The sequence below is a fragment of the Pantoea sp. genome, assembly GCF_028283705.1.
In the GTDB taxonomy this organism is placed as follows: Bacteria; Pseudomonadota; Gammaproteobacteria; order Enterobacterales; family Enterobacteriaceae; genus Pantoea.
Genome location: NZ_JAPWKD010000011.1, coordinates 501,255 through 516,272 on the forward strand (window position 1 = coordinate 501,255; position 15,018 = coordinate 516,272).

Annotated in this window: 14 protein-coding genes; 6 read left to right on the forward strand and 8 right to left on the reverse strand. The window is 54.1% G+C overall.

What is annotated here, in order from left to right; translation table 11 throughout:
* The first annotated feature begins 82 nt into the window (after positions 1-82).
* Positions 83-421, forward strand: a complete 339-nt coding sequence (locus PW844_RS09260; RefSeq protein WP_299450608.1) for a helix-turn-helix transcriptional regulator — start codon at positions 83-85, stop codon at positions 419-421.
* An 85-nt stretch (positions 422-506) separates the two neighbouring features.
* Here PW844_RS09260 and PW844_RS09265 read toward each other — a convergent pair whose 3' ends face one another.
* The 4 genes from PW844_RS09265 to PW844_RS09280 form a co-directional block, all read right to left on the reverse strand.
* The gene (locus PW844_RS09265) at positions 507-1,697 is read right to left on the reverse strand and encodes an MFS transporter (RefSeq protein WP_299450610.1); all 1,191 of its coding nucleotides are present in this window, start codon (positions 1,695-1,697) and stop codon (positions 507-509) included.
* Positions 1,698-1,872: 175 nt separating this feature from the next.
* The gene (locus PW844_RS09270) at positions 1,873-2,100 is read right to left on the reverse strand and encodes a non-oxidative hydroxyarylic acid decarboxylases subunit D (protein WP_299450613.1); all 228 of its coding nucleotides are present in this window, start codon (positions 2,098-2,100) and stop codon (positions 1,873-1,875) included.
* Positions 2,101-2,110: 10 nt separating this feature from the next.
* The gene (locus PW844_RS09275; RefSeq protein WP_299450615.1) at positions 2,111-3,538 is read right to left on the reverse strand and encodes a non-oxidative hydroxyarylic acid decarboxylases subunit C; all 1,428 of its coding nucleotides are present in this window, start codon (positions 3,536-3,538) and stop codon (positions 2,111-2,113) included.
* 2 nt (positions 3,539-3,540) lie between these two features.
* Complete coding sequence (locus PW844_RS09280) at positions 3,541-4,140, reverse strand: non-oxidative hydroxyarylic acid decarboxylases subunit B (protein WP_299450617.1); 600 nt, start codon at positions 4,138-4,140, stop codon at positions 3,541-3,543.
* Between the two features lie 205 nt (positions 4,141-4,345).
* On the opposite strand from PW844_RS09280, the gene PW844_RS09285 reads away from it, so the two are divergent.
* From PW844_RS09285 to PW844_RS09295, 3 genes are all read left to right on the forward strand, one after another.
* On the forward strand, positions 4,346-4,771 hold the full coding sequence (locus PW844_RS09285; protein ID WP_299450619.1) for a MarR family transcriptional regulator: 426 nt from the start codon (positions 4,346-4,348) through the stop codon (positions 4,769-4,771).
* A 196-nt stretch (positions 4,772-4,967) separates the two neighbouring features.
* Positions 4,968-7,475, forward strand: coding sequence for a hypothetical protein (locus tag PW844_RS09290; RefSeq protein ID WP_299450622.1), 2,508 nt, complete (start codon positions 4,968-4,970; stop codon positions 7,473-7,475).
* A gap of 58 nt (positions 7,476-7,533) precedes the next feature.
* Positions 7,534-8,019, forward strand: coding sequence for a sterol desaturase family protein (locus PW844_RS09295; RefSeq protein WP_299451122.1), 486 nt, complete (start codon positions 7,534-7,536; stop codon positions 8,017-8,019).
* A 14-nt stretch (positions 8,020-8,033) separates the two neighbouring features.
* On the opposite strand, the gene crtB is transcribed toward PW844_RS09295, so the two are convergent.
* Genes crtB through PW844_RS09315 form a run of 4 tightly spaced genes read right to left on the reverse strand, consistent with a single transcriptional unit; the run spans position 8,034 to position 12,509 of the window.
* Positions 8,034-8,963 carry a 15-cis-phytoene synthase CrtB gene (crtB, locus tag PW844_RS09300; RefSeq protein WP_299450624.1) on the reverse strand — a complete coding sequence of 310 codons (930 nt, stop codon included), beginning with the start codon at positions 8,961-8,963 and terminating at the stop codon, positions 8,034-8,036.
* Positions 8,960-10,441, reverse strand: a complete 1,482-nt coding sequence (locus tag PW844_RS09305; protein ID WP_299450626.1) for a phytoene desaturase — start codon at positions 10,439-10,441, stop codon at positions 8,960-8,962. The genes crtB and PW844_RS09305 overlap by 4 nt, the downstream gene beginning before the upstream one ends.
* The gene (crtY, locus tag PW844_RS09310; protein ID WP_299451124.1) at positions 10,438-11,607 is read right to left on the reverse strand and encodes a lycopene beta-cyclase CrtY; all 1,170 of its coding nucleotides are present in this window, start codon (positions 11,605-11,607) and stop codon (positions 10,438-10,440) included. The genes PW844_RS09305 and crtY overlap by 4 nt, the downstream gene beginning before the upstream one ends.
* On the reverse strand, positions 11,604-12,509 hold the full coding sequence (locus PW844_RS09315) for a polyprenyl synthetase family protein (protein ID WP_084880489.1): 906 nt from the start codon (positions 12,507-12,509) through the stop codon (positions 11,604-11,606). Before PW844_RS09315 ends, crtY begins: the two co-directional genes overlap by 4 nt.
* Positions 12,510-12,736: 227 nt before the next feature.
* On the opposite strand from PW844_RS09315, the gene PW844_RS09320 reads away from it, so the two are divergent.
* Positions 12,737-13,678: a 2-hydroxyacid dehydrogenase gene (locus PW844_RS09320; RefSeq protein ID WP_299450628.1), complete on the forward strand. Its 942-nt coding sequence runs from the start codon at positions 12,737-12,739 to the stop codon at positions 13,676-13,678.
* 122 nt (positions 13,679-13,800) lie between these two features.
* Positions 13,801-14,979 (forward strand): FAD-binding oxidoreductase, encoded by a 1,179-nt coding sequence (locus PW844_RS09325; RefSeq protein ID WP_299450629.1) that lies wholly within the window; start codon positions 13,801-13,803, stop codon positions 14,977-14,979.
* Positions 14,980-15,018: the final 39 nt, after the last annotated feature.

A 15,018-nucleotide genomic window follows, 5' to 3' on the forward strand; every position in this document is an offset into this window, starting at 1 on the left:
GGGCGATAGCTCGCCGTGTTCTGTACATCCCGCCGCGTCTGCCCGATACTTCGTATTTATACGTACTATTGAGAGACAGCTTATGACCAGACATCCACAGCGCACAGAAATTCGGCTGGAGAACGTGCTGGCGGCACTGGGCAACCCGATGCGGATGACGGTGGTTAGCATCCTTGCCGATGGTGGCGAACATACCTGTGGTTCATTGTTGCAGGGGGTGTCGAAATCCACGCTGACTCATCACTGGCGCGTGTTGCGCGACAGTGGCGTGATCTGGCAGCGGCCCTCCGGGCGTGAAAACCTGTTGTCACTGCGCCGGGAAGATTTGAATGCCCGTTTCCCCGGGCTGGTGGAGGCTTTGCTGGCGGCAGCCGAGCAGGATGCACTCACGCGCGCCACCCTCGCTGATTTTCATCCCTGAAGCAGGTTGCATTTGCTACAGAGTGGCAACAACCGCTGTTGCGCGAGCTGGAACGACAGGAAGCGCAAGCTGCGTACTGGCCCGATCAGAGATGGCGCGCCCGGCCTGCCAGGGGTGCCATCACCATTTGTATCGCGGCAATCACCACCAGCAATGTCAGCGGCAGCAGCCAGTTGCCGCTGACGTCGTGCAACATGCCAAAGCACAGCGGCCCCAGCGCCGCCAGACCATATCCTACGCATTGTGCCATCCCCGATAGCTTCGATGCCTGGCGATGATCCTGGGTACGGAGATTAAATAACGCGAGGCAAATCACCATTGATGCACCCGCCCCCAGACCTGCCAGTACCAGCCACAGCAGGGCCAGCGACGGAGCCAGCAGTAAGCCGGTTACCGCAATAAAAATCGCCAGCGAAGCTGCAAAGCCAATGGCACGTTGATCGCGGAATTTTTTCAGCGCGCTCATACAGGCCAGGTTGGCGACAATCGCCACAATTTGATAGACGAACAACATCCCACCGGCTTCCAGCTGGCTGATACCGTTGTCCTGCGCAAAGGGGGTGAACCAGCCAATCAGGGTGTAAAAGGTCAGCGACTGGCAGGCCATAAATAACGACACCTGCCAGCCAATGGCGGAACGCCACGGCGAGCGTGTCAGGGATTGGGCTGATGCGGTATGAGGATGTGCTGCGGTTTTTTTCAGGAGTGGCAGCCAGGCCAGCAGCGCGAAGACAGCGGGGACTAACCAGACGCCCAGGGCCAGATGCCAGCCTGCACCAGTGAGTTGCGCCAGTGGCACCGCCACGCCTGAAGCGATGCTGGCGGTGATCGCCATGGTGGTGGCATAAAGGCCGATATAACGCGCGGTGTGAGCGGTGAAGTCGCGCTTGATGAGCGGTGGCAGTAAGACGTTGGCGGCGGCGATACCGGCGCTGAGCAACAGCGTACCGGCCCATAACGCGTTTTCACTGCCGCTGATACGCAGCAGCGAGCCCAGCGTAATCAACAGCAGCGCCCCCCATAAACTTCGCTCCAGTCCGAAACGGTTGCCCAGCCAGGCCGCGGGTGGGGCGAGAGTGGCAAACATCAGCAGCGGCAGGAAATTCAGCACGCCTGCGGCGCTGGCACTCAGGCTAAAGGTCAGGCGAATATTTTCCAGCACCGGCCCGGTGGCGGTGATCGGCGTGCGCAGGTTGGCCGCAGTCAATAGCAGCAGGAACAGGAAAAAGCCGGAGCGGCGCAGGGCAGGGTTTACAGAGAAAACAGTCTGGGTCAATTTTTCGCACCATAGAAAAAGGCAGAACAGTTCTGCTCATGGTGCGTTGGTTGACGTTAACGCTTACGCAACGGCAGGTTGCCGTTGGGAGTCGGTGATACTAACGAGGCCGGAAGGGGATGTAAAGGATCATCTTAAACATAAATGGCGGGCCTGCACCCGCCAGCGGCCTTGATTATTTGGCCAGTAACGGCGGGATGGAGGGCACTTCCGGCGCATTGTCGATATCACTTTGCGTCATACGGAAGGCTTCCGGGTAATGCTCGCGCTGAGTACGTCGGGCGGGTTCGGTATCGCGCCAGGTGTACAGGCAGTGCTGGCACTGGAATACCGTCCAGACTCCTTTCACCGGAGATGTTGCCATCGTTTCAATATGTTCGTCAGCACAACGTGGACAGATCATTTGTGGCTCCTTATTTGCGATTCGCCAGTAAGGCGGTAAGTTTTTCCACCCATGCGGCGGTTTCCGGCAGATCTTTCACCGGCTGGCTGTAATGACCACGGGTATCCGGCGCAACCGGCGTTGTGGCGTCGATAATCAGTTTGTCAGTGATACCCGCAGGGCTGGAGCCGGGGTCCAGTTCCAGTACCGACATATTTGGCAACTGAACCAAATCACCGGCCGGGTTAACTTTTGATGACAGCGCCCACATCACCTGGGGCAGGTTGAACGGGTCCACATCTTCATCAACCATAATCACCATTTTGACGTAGCCCAGCCCATGAGGAGTGGTCATGGCGCGTAGCCCTACCGCGCGGGCAAAGCCGCCGTAACGTTTTTTGGTGGAGATGATGGCGAGCAGGCCGTGGGTGTACATGGCGTTCACCGCCTGCACTTCCGGGAAATCGGCCTTCAGTTGTTGATAAAGCGGTACGCAGGTCGCCGGTCCCATCAGGTAATCAATTTCTGTCCACGGCATACCCAGATACAGCGATTCGAAGATCGGTTTGCTGCGATAAGAAACCTTGTCGATGCGTACCACCGTCATGTTACGCCCACCAGAATAGTGGCCGGTAAATTCGCCAAACGGACCTTCAATCTCACGTTTACGTCCTTCAATCACCCCTTCCAGAATGACTTCTGAACCCCAGGGGACGTCGAAGCCGGTCAACGGGGCAGTAGCGATGGGATAGGGACTTTCGCGCAACGCGCCTGCCATCTCATATTCAGACTGGTCATAGCGTAATGGTGTGGCACCCATCAGGGTAATAATCGGGTCGTTTCCCAGGGTGATGGCAATCGGCAGGTCTTCGCCACGTTCTTCGGCTTTATGCAGATGCAGGGCAATGTCGTGCATTGGCACCGGCTGTAAACCCAGTTTACGTTTGCCTTTGACCTCCATGCGATAGATGCCGACGTTCTGTTTGCCAAAGTGGTCGGGATCAAGCGGATCGCGTGAAACGACACAGGCTTTGTCGAGATAGAAGCCGCCATCACCGTCGTTCAGTCGAAACAGCGGCAAAATATCGAACAGGTTGATGTCGTCGCCATTCACGGTGTTTTCCGACCAGGGGGCATTTTCCCGACGCTCCGGGGCGACCGGGAGGTGGTCCCAGCGGCGAATAAATTCGTCTATCTGTTGTTTGACTGGCGTATTGGCGGGTAATCCGAGCGAAATCGCATGGTTTTGCCAGGACCCAATGGTGTTCATGACCACGTGCGCGTGGTTGAAACCTTTTATATTGGTGAATGAAATCGCAGGCGCGCCTTCGCCAATCCGCCCGGTGGCATTGGCAGCAGCGGCGATATCAGGTTCGGCCTGAACTTCTTCTTTAATATTCAGTAGCTGCCCTTGCTCATCAAGGGCTTGCAGAAAACTACGCAGGTCATCAAAGGCCATTCTTAACTCTCCTGTTTCAGGACATCTTGTGAATTGGTTGCGCGTAAACCCTGCCAGCGGCGGGCTTTGGGAAACTCAATGCCAAACTGATCGAGCACGCGCGTTACGATGTGGTTAGTGACGTCATCAATGGTTTCGGGATGGTTATAAAAAGCGGGCATCGGTGGCACCATCGCGACGCCGAGGCGAGAAAGGGCCAGCATATTTTCGAGGTGAATGGTGCTGAGCGGGGTTTCACGAGGCACCAGCACCAACTTACGACCTTCTTTGAGCACCACATCGGCAGCACGTCCTACCAGGCCCTCGGCATAACCGGAACGGATACCGGCCAGCGTTTTCATGCTGCAGGGGATAATGATCATCCCATCGGTGCGAAAAGAACCGGAAGAGATGGAAGCGGCCTGATCCGCCGGGCTATGCACGACATCTGCCATCTCAGCAACATCGCGTGCGCTATAGCGGGTTTCCAGTTCAATGGTGGTTTTTGCCCATTTGCTCATCACAAGATGGGTTTCCACCTCTTTGATGGGTTGTAGTGCCTGGAGCAGTGCAACACCCAGGGGAGCACCGGTGGCTCCGGTCATGCCAACAATCAGTCTCATAATATCCTCTGAGAATATTGTTCGTATACGAACGTTGTAGTTAAACTAACAGCCGCAATGGGAGCTATGCAAGCGTTTGGGGTAAAAAAATTCGTATACGAATTTTATGTTCAAAACCGGATAAGCTTAGCGGATTGGCGCTACCAGCACTTGTTGCATTACAATCAATCGCTTAAGCATCTTCATTTCAGCCGCAGGCGACATCATGCAAAAAGAATTGGGTAATGTATTTTTTCATTTGATGCGGGAACTGCTTCAGGAGCACACCGCTTTATGGCAGAAATCGCTGCCGGAATTGACCAAACAACAATATGCGGTGTTGTGTGCAGTTGAGGAACAACCGGGGATTGAGCAACTCGATCTCACCGAGGCCGCGTTGAGTACCAAGGCCACCCTGGCAGAATTACTGGTGCGGATGGAGAAGAAAAACCTGATTGAACGGCAGCAGGGCACCAGTGACCGACGCCGCCGGTTTATTTTCCTGACCTCAGAAGGAAAAAAAGCATTAAGTGAAGCCCGGCCGATTGCGGAGCAAGTAGATACTTTTTTTCTTTCCCGGCTCGGAGAACAGCAGCAAAGCGACGTGGTGATATTGCTGAAAACGATGCTGGGAAAGGAAGATCGAGGTTAATTATAAAATTCAGCAGCGTTATCAATATGAAACGATTTTGTTTCTTCGGATAATTTCGCGACTACCTTCACTATTTCGGATATAAATGCTTGCTGGAATAAGCGAATTTGAGGGAAGGTTATTACAGGAATAAGAACCAGGCGCAATAAGGATGGCCTGAATAACTTTCATCTTCAGTCAGTAGGGTATTTATATTATGCCAGATAATAACGCCATCGTGCCAGTGACTGGGCGCGGGTTTATGCAGCCTTCAGCGCAAATGCGTCAACTTCCTGTTTCCAGAATGACAGGTGCAGTTAATCAGGTTTTCCCTTCGGGCACAGCAATATCTTCATCGTTACCACAGCGAGAAAGAATTTATTCTGATACTACTATTGCGAAGCCGGTAAATATATTATCCCGGAATTCAATGCTTCGGGATGGAACGCTCCTTTCTGAGCAAAAAATATTCCGGAATCATTTTTTAACTAAAGCTAAGAACACCGCTCCTGATGGCCGTAAACCGTCAACAGTCAGCGCTATTCTGGCTGCGAATTCGCAAGGACATCAACGTGGTTTGGGAAAGGTGAAATCCATCAGAATAAGCGCGCAACCGACTCATGAATGGTCGTCAGCATTAGATAAGTCACGGAAACAGTTATCTCGCATTAACATCAGCGATGTAAATGGAGTCATATCTCAGCATCCACCAGTCGAGGGGATTAGAGAAAATGACACCCTGAAAATGCAGTACATGAATAGCGGAGCCAGCACATCGCAACAGCAACTATCCCGCGTCGCAGATACGCCACCGGCAAGTGTTGCCACAGCGAAATTTCCTTACCGAGGTGAGGGTGATCCGTGTGAAATTTATGCGCAACAACAACAGCGCATGGTGATTTTGACCCGTGGTGCGGGCGTGTACGCGCAATTGCCTAATTTGCGACCCGCGCTGGAATTAGTGAATAAAGTTGTGGGTGAAGTTTTCAGGAAAATAAAAAACCCGGAGTATGTTGGAGAAGTGATGGATGCGATTGCATTTTGCACGGGTATCCGTCCTGAAAGGGTTAACTTTGCTATCTATCGCGACTTCTTAGCGCAGGTGCAATCGATGTCGCGCCAGGCCGCCACTTACCTGCCGGGTGAAATCAATGAAAACCAATTCGCGATTGTGGAAACTCCGCCCGGAAGTATTATGGCTGCTGCCACCATACCGCAGGATCCACATAACAGAATATGGTTTGCCCACAATCAATCGACATCCAGCATTGCTGAGTTTTTCAAGAATGTGGTCCATGAAGTGGGTCATATGTTCACAACTGAAAATCCGGCCTTTGATTTTATCTATCTTATGCCGCAGGGATGTAATGAGCAGGAGATTTGTGATGTCGATGAATTGCAAAAAGCGTTGATTAATGAAGTGGCACGTATTGGGCATAACCTTCACGTCCGGGAAGCTTATTTTAATAATACAATGAAAATGCTCAGGGGTAGCTATCCTGAACTACCTTTGAGAAATATCTTCAACGCCACCACTTCTACGGAGGCGGCAGAGTCTGTGGAGAATAATGACTTGCTGCGTTATATGTTAGTCAGCAGAACCTCTGATTTATTAAGTATGCTGGTAATGAAACTCGGCTATGATAAGTTTCTTAAAGGATTGCCACCACAGGCGCGTTCAACGGCTGATCCTGCATCGGTTATGGCTAAAATAGAAGAGATTAAAGACAGAACATCGATTAACCTGCATTTGAATACCATTTGTAATGTTATGAGCGATATTACAACGGACTTCAGGGCTGCCAATGGAATAATGAAAAAACTGGCTAGCATCGCGTTGCCTTATCCTGTCGAAACGGCGCAATGGTTAACATTAATGGGGGGTGAACTTCCCAGGATGATGGATCGGCTTTATCGCAATGAGTCAAAAAACTCTGCACATGTGATAGGCACGATTAACTGCATCTTAACCTGGCTGATGGAGCGAGGTAATCTGCCCGCGACCTATGTCAAAACCTGTATTCTGCCCATTCCCTATACTTATGATTTTTATAACACTAAAAATAATGAAGAAATATGGAAAGATAAGTTGATTCATTGTTGGGTCGATTTATTGCGTAGTTATCTTAGACGATCTTCACCCATCCCACGCCAGGGTGACATCGAACACCTGGTCAGGATACTCGTCAGAAAGTCGATGCACTACAGAAATATCCCCGGATCTGTGGCGTTTTATAAAATGCTGGCAATCGAACTGGTGCAACGTATGAATTGGTTTAATCAGGCAACGACAAATCAGCCAGCCGGGAACGATGAACCAAGAAGTAAAAAGGTAAAAGTGACTCCGGAACAACCGGATAGTCGCCTGGCGAATCTGGCAATAAAACAGGGCTGGTATGTTTCTATCGAAGATGAAAATGGAGAATTTCTGCGTGGCTTCAATCCAACAGGAGTAAGTATTGCAACCCGGCAAGATTTCGATGCGCAGCTAGATGCACCCATTATGCGTGGAACCGTCAGAGTCTTGTGTATTTTGAGAGAATGGCAGGAAAACGAACAGGTTTATTATCATGGTACAAGGCCAGATGGCACATCTATCCGCTGTGAAAATGATGAAAATAACTTAAGCCGGGCAGCAATGGCTTCTTATCTCGGGGAACAACCCACAGAAGAGGAAGTGACCATGCTGGCTAGAGATTTAGCGGCCGGGGAAGACAGCCTCTGACAGAAATCTGGGCTATTTTGAGTAAGGATACTGACCCGTTAACAAAGAAGGACGGATGATGCTCTGGTTATTGAATACGCTAATCCTGCTTTCCACCGTGGTGTTGATGGAGGTGGTTGCCGCGCTGACACATAAATACATCATGCACGGCTGGGGATGGGGCTGGCATTTATCGCATCATGAGCCGCACGACAACAAATTTGAACTCAACGATCTCTATGCACTGGCGTTTGCCCTGCTGGCGATAGTGCTGATTCTGTTTGGCGTGCAGGGGCTATGGCCGATGCAGTGGATTGGAGCGGGTATGACGGTATACGGTGCGCTGTATTTTATGGTGCATGATGGTCTGGTTCATCAACGCTGGCCGTTCCGCTATATTCCGCGCCGCGGCTATCTCAAACGTCTGTATATGGCGCACCGCATGCATCATGCGGTGCGTGGACGCGAAGGCTGTGTCTCCTTTGGCTTTTTATATGCGCCGCCGTTACCTAAGCTACAGGCAGCGTTGCGTCAGCGACAGGGACGAAAAAACCACCTTAAATGATTACAACGCTGCCGTTATTGTCCTGGTCGTTGCCATAGCCCCGCCGGGCGGGTCGCAGGCGAAACCAGCCGCGATCGGATTGCCAGCCCGGCCCCCCTGAGCAGTAACGCCAGTTTCTCCCCATGACTGGTATGCTGGCGCGAATCCCACGCCTGCACGCCTGCCTGCAACACTTTCATGCCAATTTCACGATATACGCCGTGAGCAGTGGCGATCGCCCAGGCTGAACGCAGCGGTAACCCCGCTAACCCGGCGTGCGCTGACTGATAATAAGGTTCTGCTGCCGTCACCAGGCGTGCGGCGAGTGTGGCAATCGCCGCACGATGTTGCACATCGGCCAGATTATCGCTGCGCAAACCCAGCGGTTGCAGCCACTCCTCGGGCAGATAACAGCGGCCATTGCGTGCATCCTCGACGATATCGCGTGCGATATTGGTCAGCTGGAAAGCCAGCCCTAAATCGCAGGCGTGATCCAATACCTTTTCATCACGCACGCCCATGACCCGCGCCATCATTAAACCCACGACCCCCGCGACGTGATAGCAATAACGCAGGGTGTCGTCGAAGCTCAGGTAGCGCTGGTGACGTGCGTCCATCGCAAAACCTTCGAGGTGATCAAAGGCCAGTTGCGCTGGGATCCGGTGCATCAGTGCGACCTCCTGAAAGGCGGCAAACGCCGGTTCTGCCATGCTGGCACCGCTGTAGGCCCGGCGCGTTTCCAGTTGCAGATGCGCCATGCGTGCCAGCGCATCATCGATAGCATGCTGCGATCCAGGCGCTCCCAGAGTCTGACCATCAATAACGTCATCGCAATGACGACACCAGGCATACAGCATCAGCGTGCTGCGGCGCGTTGAGGCATCGAACAGTTTGGCGGCAGTCGCGAAGCTTTTTGAGCCAGCAGCCATGGTATGGGTGGCGTGCGCCATTAACGGCATACTCATCCGGCAAGATCCTCCAGCATCAGTTGCGCAGTGGCTTTCGCCGAACCAATCACCCCGGGAACTCCGGCACCGGGATGCGTGCCTGCGCCAACCAGATATAAATTGTGAATCGCGGCATCGCGATTGTGTGGCCGAAACCAGGCGCTCTGCGTCAGGATCGGCTCCAGCGAAAACGCCGACCCCTGATGGGCGTGCAGCGTGTCGCGAAAATCAACAGGTGTGAACATGCGTTCGGTGACCAGCTGCGAACGTAAGCCCGGCATCTGGTACTGCTCCAGATAAGCAAAGATACGATCGCGCAAACGTGGGCCTTCCTGTTGCCAGTCAATATCCGCTGTGCCCAAATGTGGCACGGGAGCCAGTACATAAAAACTGCCGCAACCCGGTGGCGCGAGGCGCGGATCGCTGGAGCAGGGGGCATGCAGATACAGCGAAAAATCCTGTGAAAGCTGGTTGCTGTGAAAAATATCATCAATCAATCCGCGATAGCGTGGGCCGAAACATACTGTGTGATGTGCCAGCTGCGGATGGGGCTGATTCAGACCGAAATACAGCACAAACAGCGAGTTACTCATACGTTTGCGTTTCAGCGCCGCCGCGCGTTTTGCCGCAACGGGGTGATGCGCCAGCAGGCTGGCATAGGTATGGACCACATCGGCGTTTGAAGCCACCGCAGCGGTGGCAAAATGTCGTCCATCAACCAGCTGCACGCCATGAATTCGATCGCCCTCAGTTTCAAGCCTGCGCACCTGGGCATTCAGCAGTAGCTCGCCACCAAGGTCCTGCAATAACTTCACCATGCCGTTGATCAGCGCGCCGGTACCACCACGCGGAAACCACACACCCCATTCACGCTCCAGTGCATGGATTAAGGTATAAATCGACGATGTGGCAAACGGATTACCACCCACCAGCAGTGAGTGAAAAGAAAAGGCCTGACGCAAATGATCATCCTGCACAAACTTCGCCACCATGCTATAAACGCTGCGCCACGCCTGCAAACGACCAAGCTGCGGTGCAGCGCGCAGCATAGCGCGCAGCGATAAAAAGGGTACGGTGCCGAGTTTCAGATAACCCTCATTAAACACATCGCGTGAATAAGCAAGGAACTGACGATATCCGGCCACATCCTGCGGGTTAAAGGTGGCGATCTGCTGCTCCAGTCGGGTCTGGTTGTTGTCGTAATCCAGCGTGCGGCCATCTTCCCAGCACAGACGGTAAAAAGGCGTCACCGGCAATAGCTCGACATAATCACGCATGGATTTACCCGCCAGCGTGAACAGTGCCTCGATTGCGGTGGGATCGGTAATCACCGTGGGCCCGGCATCGAAGGTAAATCCCTGATCCTGCCAGACATAGGCACGTCCACCGGGCTTATCACGCTGCTCCAGCACCGTGGTCGGGATGCCGGCTGCCTGTAAACGGATCGCCAGCGCCAGGCCGCCAAAGCCTGCGCCCACCACGTAAGTGCGTTTCATGGTTTCTTCCCTGTCTGCGGTTGTGTCGTCAGCAGCGCGCGCAATGCGGCACCTGGTGGGACCGGGGGTTTACCGCAAATAATGCGTGCCTTATCGGTGAGGGTCAGCTGTCCGGCATAAAATCGGCCAATTAATCCGGCATTCAGCTGGTAAAAACGCTGCATCACCCGCCAGCGCTGATCGGGCTGACCAGCAAGAAACAGCATGCGATTCAGCAGACGGAAAAAGCGTTGTTGACGCCACTGTCGCCGGGCAAAGGTTTCGATATGCTGGCTCAGCGTAGCGGCATCGGTGGGCAGCAGGCTGGAAATATGTTCCGCCAGTGTTACCGCCGTGGGTAATGAATAGCCGGTGGTGGCGTGGAATAATCCGGCACGCAGACCGCTGCAGGGTTGTCCACGCTGCTGTTGCCAGAAAGCGTCAATATCTCCGCTCAGGGTGATGGGCAAAGCGCCGCGTTCCTCGCGTATCAGCAGGCTCAGGTGCCAGCGCTGCTGCCGGGCATAATCGGCGATATTTTGCCGGGCCACTTCCTGCGCCAGCAGTGGGGTGTCGATATAGTGGGTATCCTCAATCAACAGCCGGTCGCTGCTGAGTGGCAGGGTGTAGACAAACCGGTAACCCTGATGCTGTGGCACCGTGGCATCCATCAATATCGGTTGGGTCAACCCATGCGGCTGCGCCAGCTGCCATTCCTGCCCGACAAACACCTGATAGCCGAGGGACAGATGCGGGGAATATTGCACGCCACGGCCGTCAATCACCACTGGAGCCTGCCACTGACGGCCATCCGCCAGAGTGACACTGTTGGGGATAATCTGTTGCACGGCACAGCCGGTGCATAAATCATCGCCGAATGTGGCACGCAGCTGGCGGGCAAAGGTGGCCGAAGAGATAGAGAAATAATCACCGGGCAGGCTGCGCTGCAATGCCGGGAAACGCACCTGATAACCCGACCAGCGAGAGGTGATGAGTGGCGCGATCCAGCGATGCTGGTCGGCCTGTAAATCGTCCTGATGAAATGACCAGGTATGGTTGCCACCTGCCTGCGGCTGGCTCTCCAGCAGCAGGCATTTCAGCGTTGGGTGTTGCTGGTGCAACCGCAGAGCGATCAGCCCATTTGCCAGCCCGGCACCCACCAGAATCACATCATAGCGGCTGGTCAGTTGAACCTCGCCAGCTGTTGATTAAACAGGGCGTGCATATACTGGCGGGTGGCCATACCGCGATGGCAGGCACAGGCCAGGTGGGCATCGGCGCTGCGCAAATGGTCACGTAAGCGGCGCTCGGCACCTTCTGCGCCCAGCATCGCTACCAGCGTGGATTTGCCCTGGTCCTGGTGGCGATCTTTACCGGTGTGCTGGCCGCCATCGGCGAGGTCATCAAGCAACTGAAAGGCCTGACCTAAATCCTGCGCAAAGAAACTCAACTTGAGTCGTACCGATGGCGAAGCGTTGGCGGCGATTGCTGCCATTTGCAGCGTGGCGCGAAATAACACGCTGGTTTTGAGTTCATTGGTGAGTTCGATGTCTGCGGTGCTGCGTGCGTGTGCGCCATCATGCAGATCCTGAAATTGCCCCTGCACCAGTCCCTGCAAACCTACTGCCGAGGAGAGTTCGGCAATGGCGGCGGATTTATGTTTTGCTGCCAGGCCGGGTGCCAGTGCGATCACTTCGAAAGCGCGACTGAGTAAGGCTACCGCTGCGAGGATCGCCACATTCTCGCCAAATTCGCGGTGCACGGTGGGGCGGCCCCGACGCATCTGGGCATTATCCATCGAGGGGATGTCATCAAGGATTAACGAGGCGGCATGTACCATCTCCACTGCGCAAGCCAGATCCAGCAGGCCGGGTTGTTGCGTATCACAACCCATATCATGCGCAGCCAGCAACAGCAGCAGGGGACGAATGCGTTTACCGGGAGCGAGCGTGCCTGCCCGCATGGCTGCCCGTACCCGATCAGCCTGCTGTCCGCCGGGCAGCAGCTGCTCAAGGTGTGACTGCAACCGCTGTTGCAGGCGGTGCAATTCGCTGTACGAGTTGGCAAGGGTATCGACACGGGCGGTCATAGCATGTTCCAAAGGTTGTTAAGTCTTTGTGGTTTTTTTAACCGTAGACCGCACAGGGAGAGTTCGCCAGATAAGCGAAGCGATTTGTATAGAGACTCTGCTTATGGCTGGCCCCAAATAGCATATTGGCTAACGTGATCGCTGCGACGAAATACGTAACCACTCGCCGTAACATAACGTTAATCCGTTAGTCTGAGGATCAACCCATTTTTATTGCGGAAAGAAAAATGCCAACCACACAACCTGAAATCCTTATTATTCAGCCGTTGATGCCGCAGCTGGATGAAAAGCTGACGCAACATTTTCACTGCCATCGTTTATATGAACATGCTGACCCGGCGTTATTTTTGCAGCGAAAGGGACAATCAATCGAGGCAATTGTCACCCGGGGTGATGTGGGGGTGGAAAATGCGCTTGTGGCGCAATTACCCGCTTGTAAAGCGATTGCCGTTTTTGGTGTTGGTACCGATCGTATCGATCTCGCTAATGCCGCATCCCGCCAGATTCAGGTGAGTATCACCAAAGATATTCTGACTGAAGATGTGGCGGATCTGGCGCTGGGGCTGACGCTGGCCTTTTCCCGTAAATTGCTGCATTACGATCAGTTTGCCCGCTCCGGGCAGTGGGAAGTGCAGTCTCCGGCGCTTTCCAGCAAAGTCAGTGGTAAAAAGTTAGGCATCGCCGGGCTTGGCGCGATTGGTCTGGCCATCGCCCGTCGTGCAGAAGCCTTTGGCATGGAGGTGGCTTACACCGCCCGCAGTGCCAAAGCGGTGAACTATCGCCGTTGTGACAATATTGAACAACTGGCGGCATTCAGTGACTTTCTGGTGCTGGCCTTGCCGGGCAGTGCGGAGAATCAGCATATCGTCGATAAAACGGTGCTGAAAGCACTTGGCGCTGAGGGTGTGCTGATCAATGTGGCGCGTGGCAATGTGGTGAATGAAGCCGATCTGATTACGGCGTTGCAGCAGGGAATAATTAAAGGCGCGGCACTGGATGTTTATCCGCAGGAGCCAGTTATTAACCCGGCACTTTGTGCGCTGGAGAATGTGATATTAATGCCACATATTGCCAGTGCTACTTATGAAACGCGGGAACAGATGGCGAATAATGTACTGGAGAATTTGTTGTCTTATTTCGCCACCGGAAAAATTGTCACTCCGGTATAATCTTATCTTCTGACTTCAGAAGAAAAACTTATATCTTTTCAATCAATGCGGCTGGCGGGAATTTCCTTTCCGCTGGCAGCGATTGATTATGATATGGTTGATTTTTTTTCAGGGAGCCAGATATGACAGCACAAAAAATTGCAGTAATGGGTGGCGGCGTCATCGGCATGGCGGTGGCGCGTGCGCTGGCCTTGCTGGGCGCGCAGGTGACCATTTTCGAGCAGCAGCATATTGGCGCAGGGACCAGCAGCACCTCATTTGCCTGGCTGAACTCCAATGGCAAACAGCCGGAGAGTTATCACCAGCTCAATGTGCTGTCGATGGAAGAACACGTTAAATTGCAGCTGTCGCATCCTTCTGCTTTGCGCTGGCTGGAAACCTGTGGCACCTGGGAGTGGGCCTCGGAGGCCGGTCAGACCGAACTCCAGCAGCGTGCCGCACGGCTGCAATCCATGGGCTACCCGGCTCGGGAAGTCACGCTGAGTGAATTGCAGCGCGCAATCCCGGAACTGCGCAGTACGGCGGTCAGCGGCAGCCTGTGGCATTTCCCTGCTGAATCACTCCTTTATCCCGCGCTTTATCTGGCCCGGTTATGGGCAGATGCCCGTGCCGCCGGTGCGATCTTACACCAGCATTGCCAGGTGACGGATGTGCAGGAGAGCGCCAGTCAGGTCAGTTTACAGCTGGAGAATGGTGAGCACTGGCATGGCGATCGGCTGGTGGTAGCGACCGGGCGCTGGTCCGCTGAATTTCTGACACATCTCGGCCTGCAACTGGCGCTGACGGATGCCAGCCAGCCCAATAAAATCGGCTGTAGCTTCCTCGCGCGTACTGCGCCGCAGCCGTTATCGCTGGGCACCAACCTGATTTCACCGCAGTTAAATGTTCGTCCGGACGGTGGCGGACGTTTGCTGTTACAGGCACTGGATCTGGATGACCGGGCCGATCCCGCCGCGCCTCCCGCGACCAATAGCGATGTTGCCCGCCAGATGCAGGCACGCTACCGCGAATTGTTTGATGACGCCGGTTCGCTGCAAATCGAGCAGATTGTAGTGGGACAGCGTGCACGTCCGGCCGATGGCTTACCGGCGCTGGGATTTGTCACCCCGCATCAGCGGGTGTACCTGGCGGTGATGCACAGCGGGATGACGTTGTCGCCACTGATTGGCCGCCTGGTGGCAGAGGAGTTAATCAGCGATAGCCCCAGTGCTTTATTAACGGATTTCCGCCCGCAGCGTTTGCTGGGAAAAACGGCGGCGGACTTCCCGACACCGGTGCACTATTTCCCAGCCGCTCAGTAATAATGTTCCGAATATCTCATTTGTGAAATGTTTGTGTTG

Excerpts from the sequence above, each read along its gene's own strand:
- PW844_RS09260 (WP_299450608.1), top strand. The coding sequence starts at position 83 with ATGACCAGACATCCACAGCGCACAGAAATTCGGCTGGAGAACGTGCTG.
- PW844_RS09270 (WP_299450613.1), bottom strand. The coding sequence starts at position 2,100 with ATGATCTGTCCACGTTGTGCTGACGAACATATTGAAACGATGGCAACA.
- PW844_RS09275 (WP_299450615.1), bottom strand. The coding sequence starts at position 3,538 with ATGGCCTTTGATGACCTGCGTAGTTTTCTGCAAGCCCTTGATGAGCAA.
- PW844_RS09280 (WP_299450617.1), bottom strand. The coding sequence starts at position 4,140 with ATGAGACTGATTGTTGGCATGACCGGAGCCACCGGTGCTCCCCTGGGT.
- PW844_RS09285 (WP_299450619.1), top strand. The coding sequence starts at position 4,346 with ATGCAAAAAGAATTGGGTAATGTATTTTTTCATTTGATGCGGGAACTG.
- PW844_RS09290 (WP_299450622.1), top strand. The coding sequence starts at position 4,968 with ATGCCAGATAATAACGCCATCGTGCCAGTGACTGGGCGCGGGTTTATG.
- PW844_RS09295 (WP_299451122.1), top strand. The coding sequence starts at position 7,534 with ATGCTCTGGTTATTGAATACGCTAATCCTGCTTTCCACCGTGGTGTTG.
- crtB (WP_299450624.1), bottom strand. The coding sequence starts at position 8,963 with ATGAGTATGCCGTTAATGGCGCACGCCACCCATACCATGGCTGCTGGC.
- PW844_RS09305 (WP_299450626.1), bottom strand. The coding sequence starts at position 10,441 with ATGAAACGCACTTACGTGGTGGGCGCAGGCTTTGGCGGCCTGGCGCTG.
- PW844_RS09315 (WP_084880489.1), bottom strand. The coding sequence starts at position 12,509 with ATGACCGCCCGTGTCGATACCCTTGCCAACTCGTACAGCGAATTGCAC.
- PW844_RS09320 (WP_299450628.1), top strand. The coding sequence starts at position 12,737 with ATGCCAACCACACAACCTGAAATCCTTATTATTCAGCCGTTGATGCCG.
- PW844_RS09325 (WP_299450629.1), top strand. The coding sequence starts at position 13,801 with ATGACAGCACAAAAAATTGCAGTAATGGGTGGCGGCGTCATCGGCATG.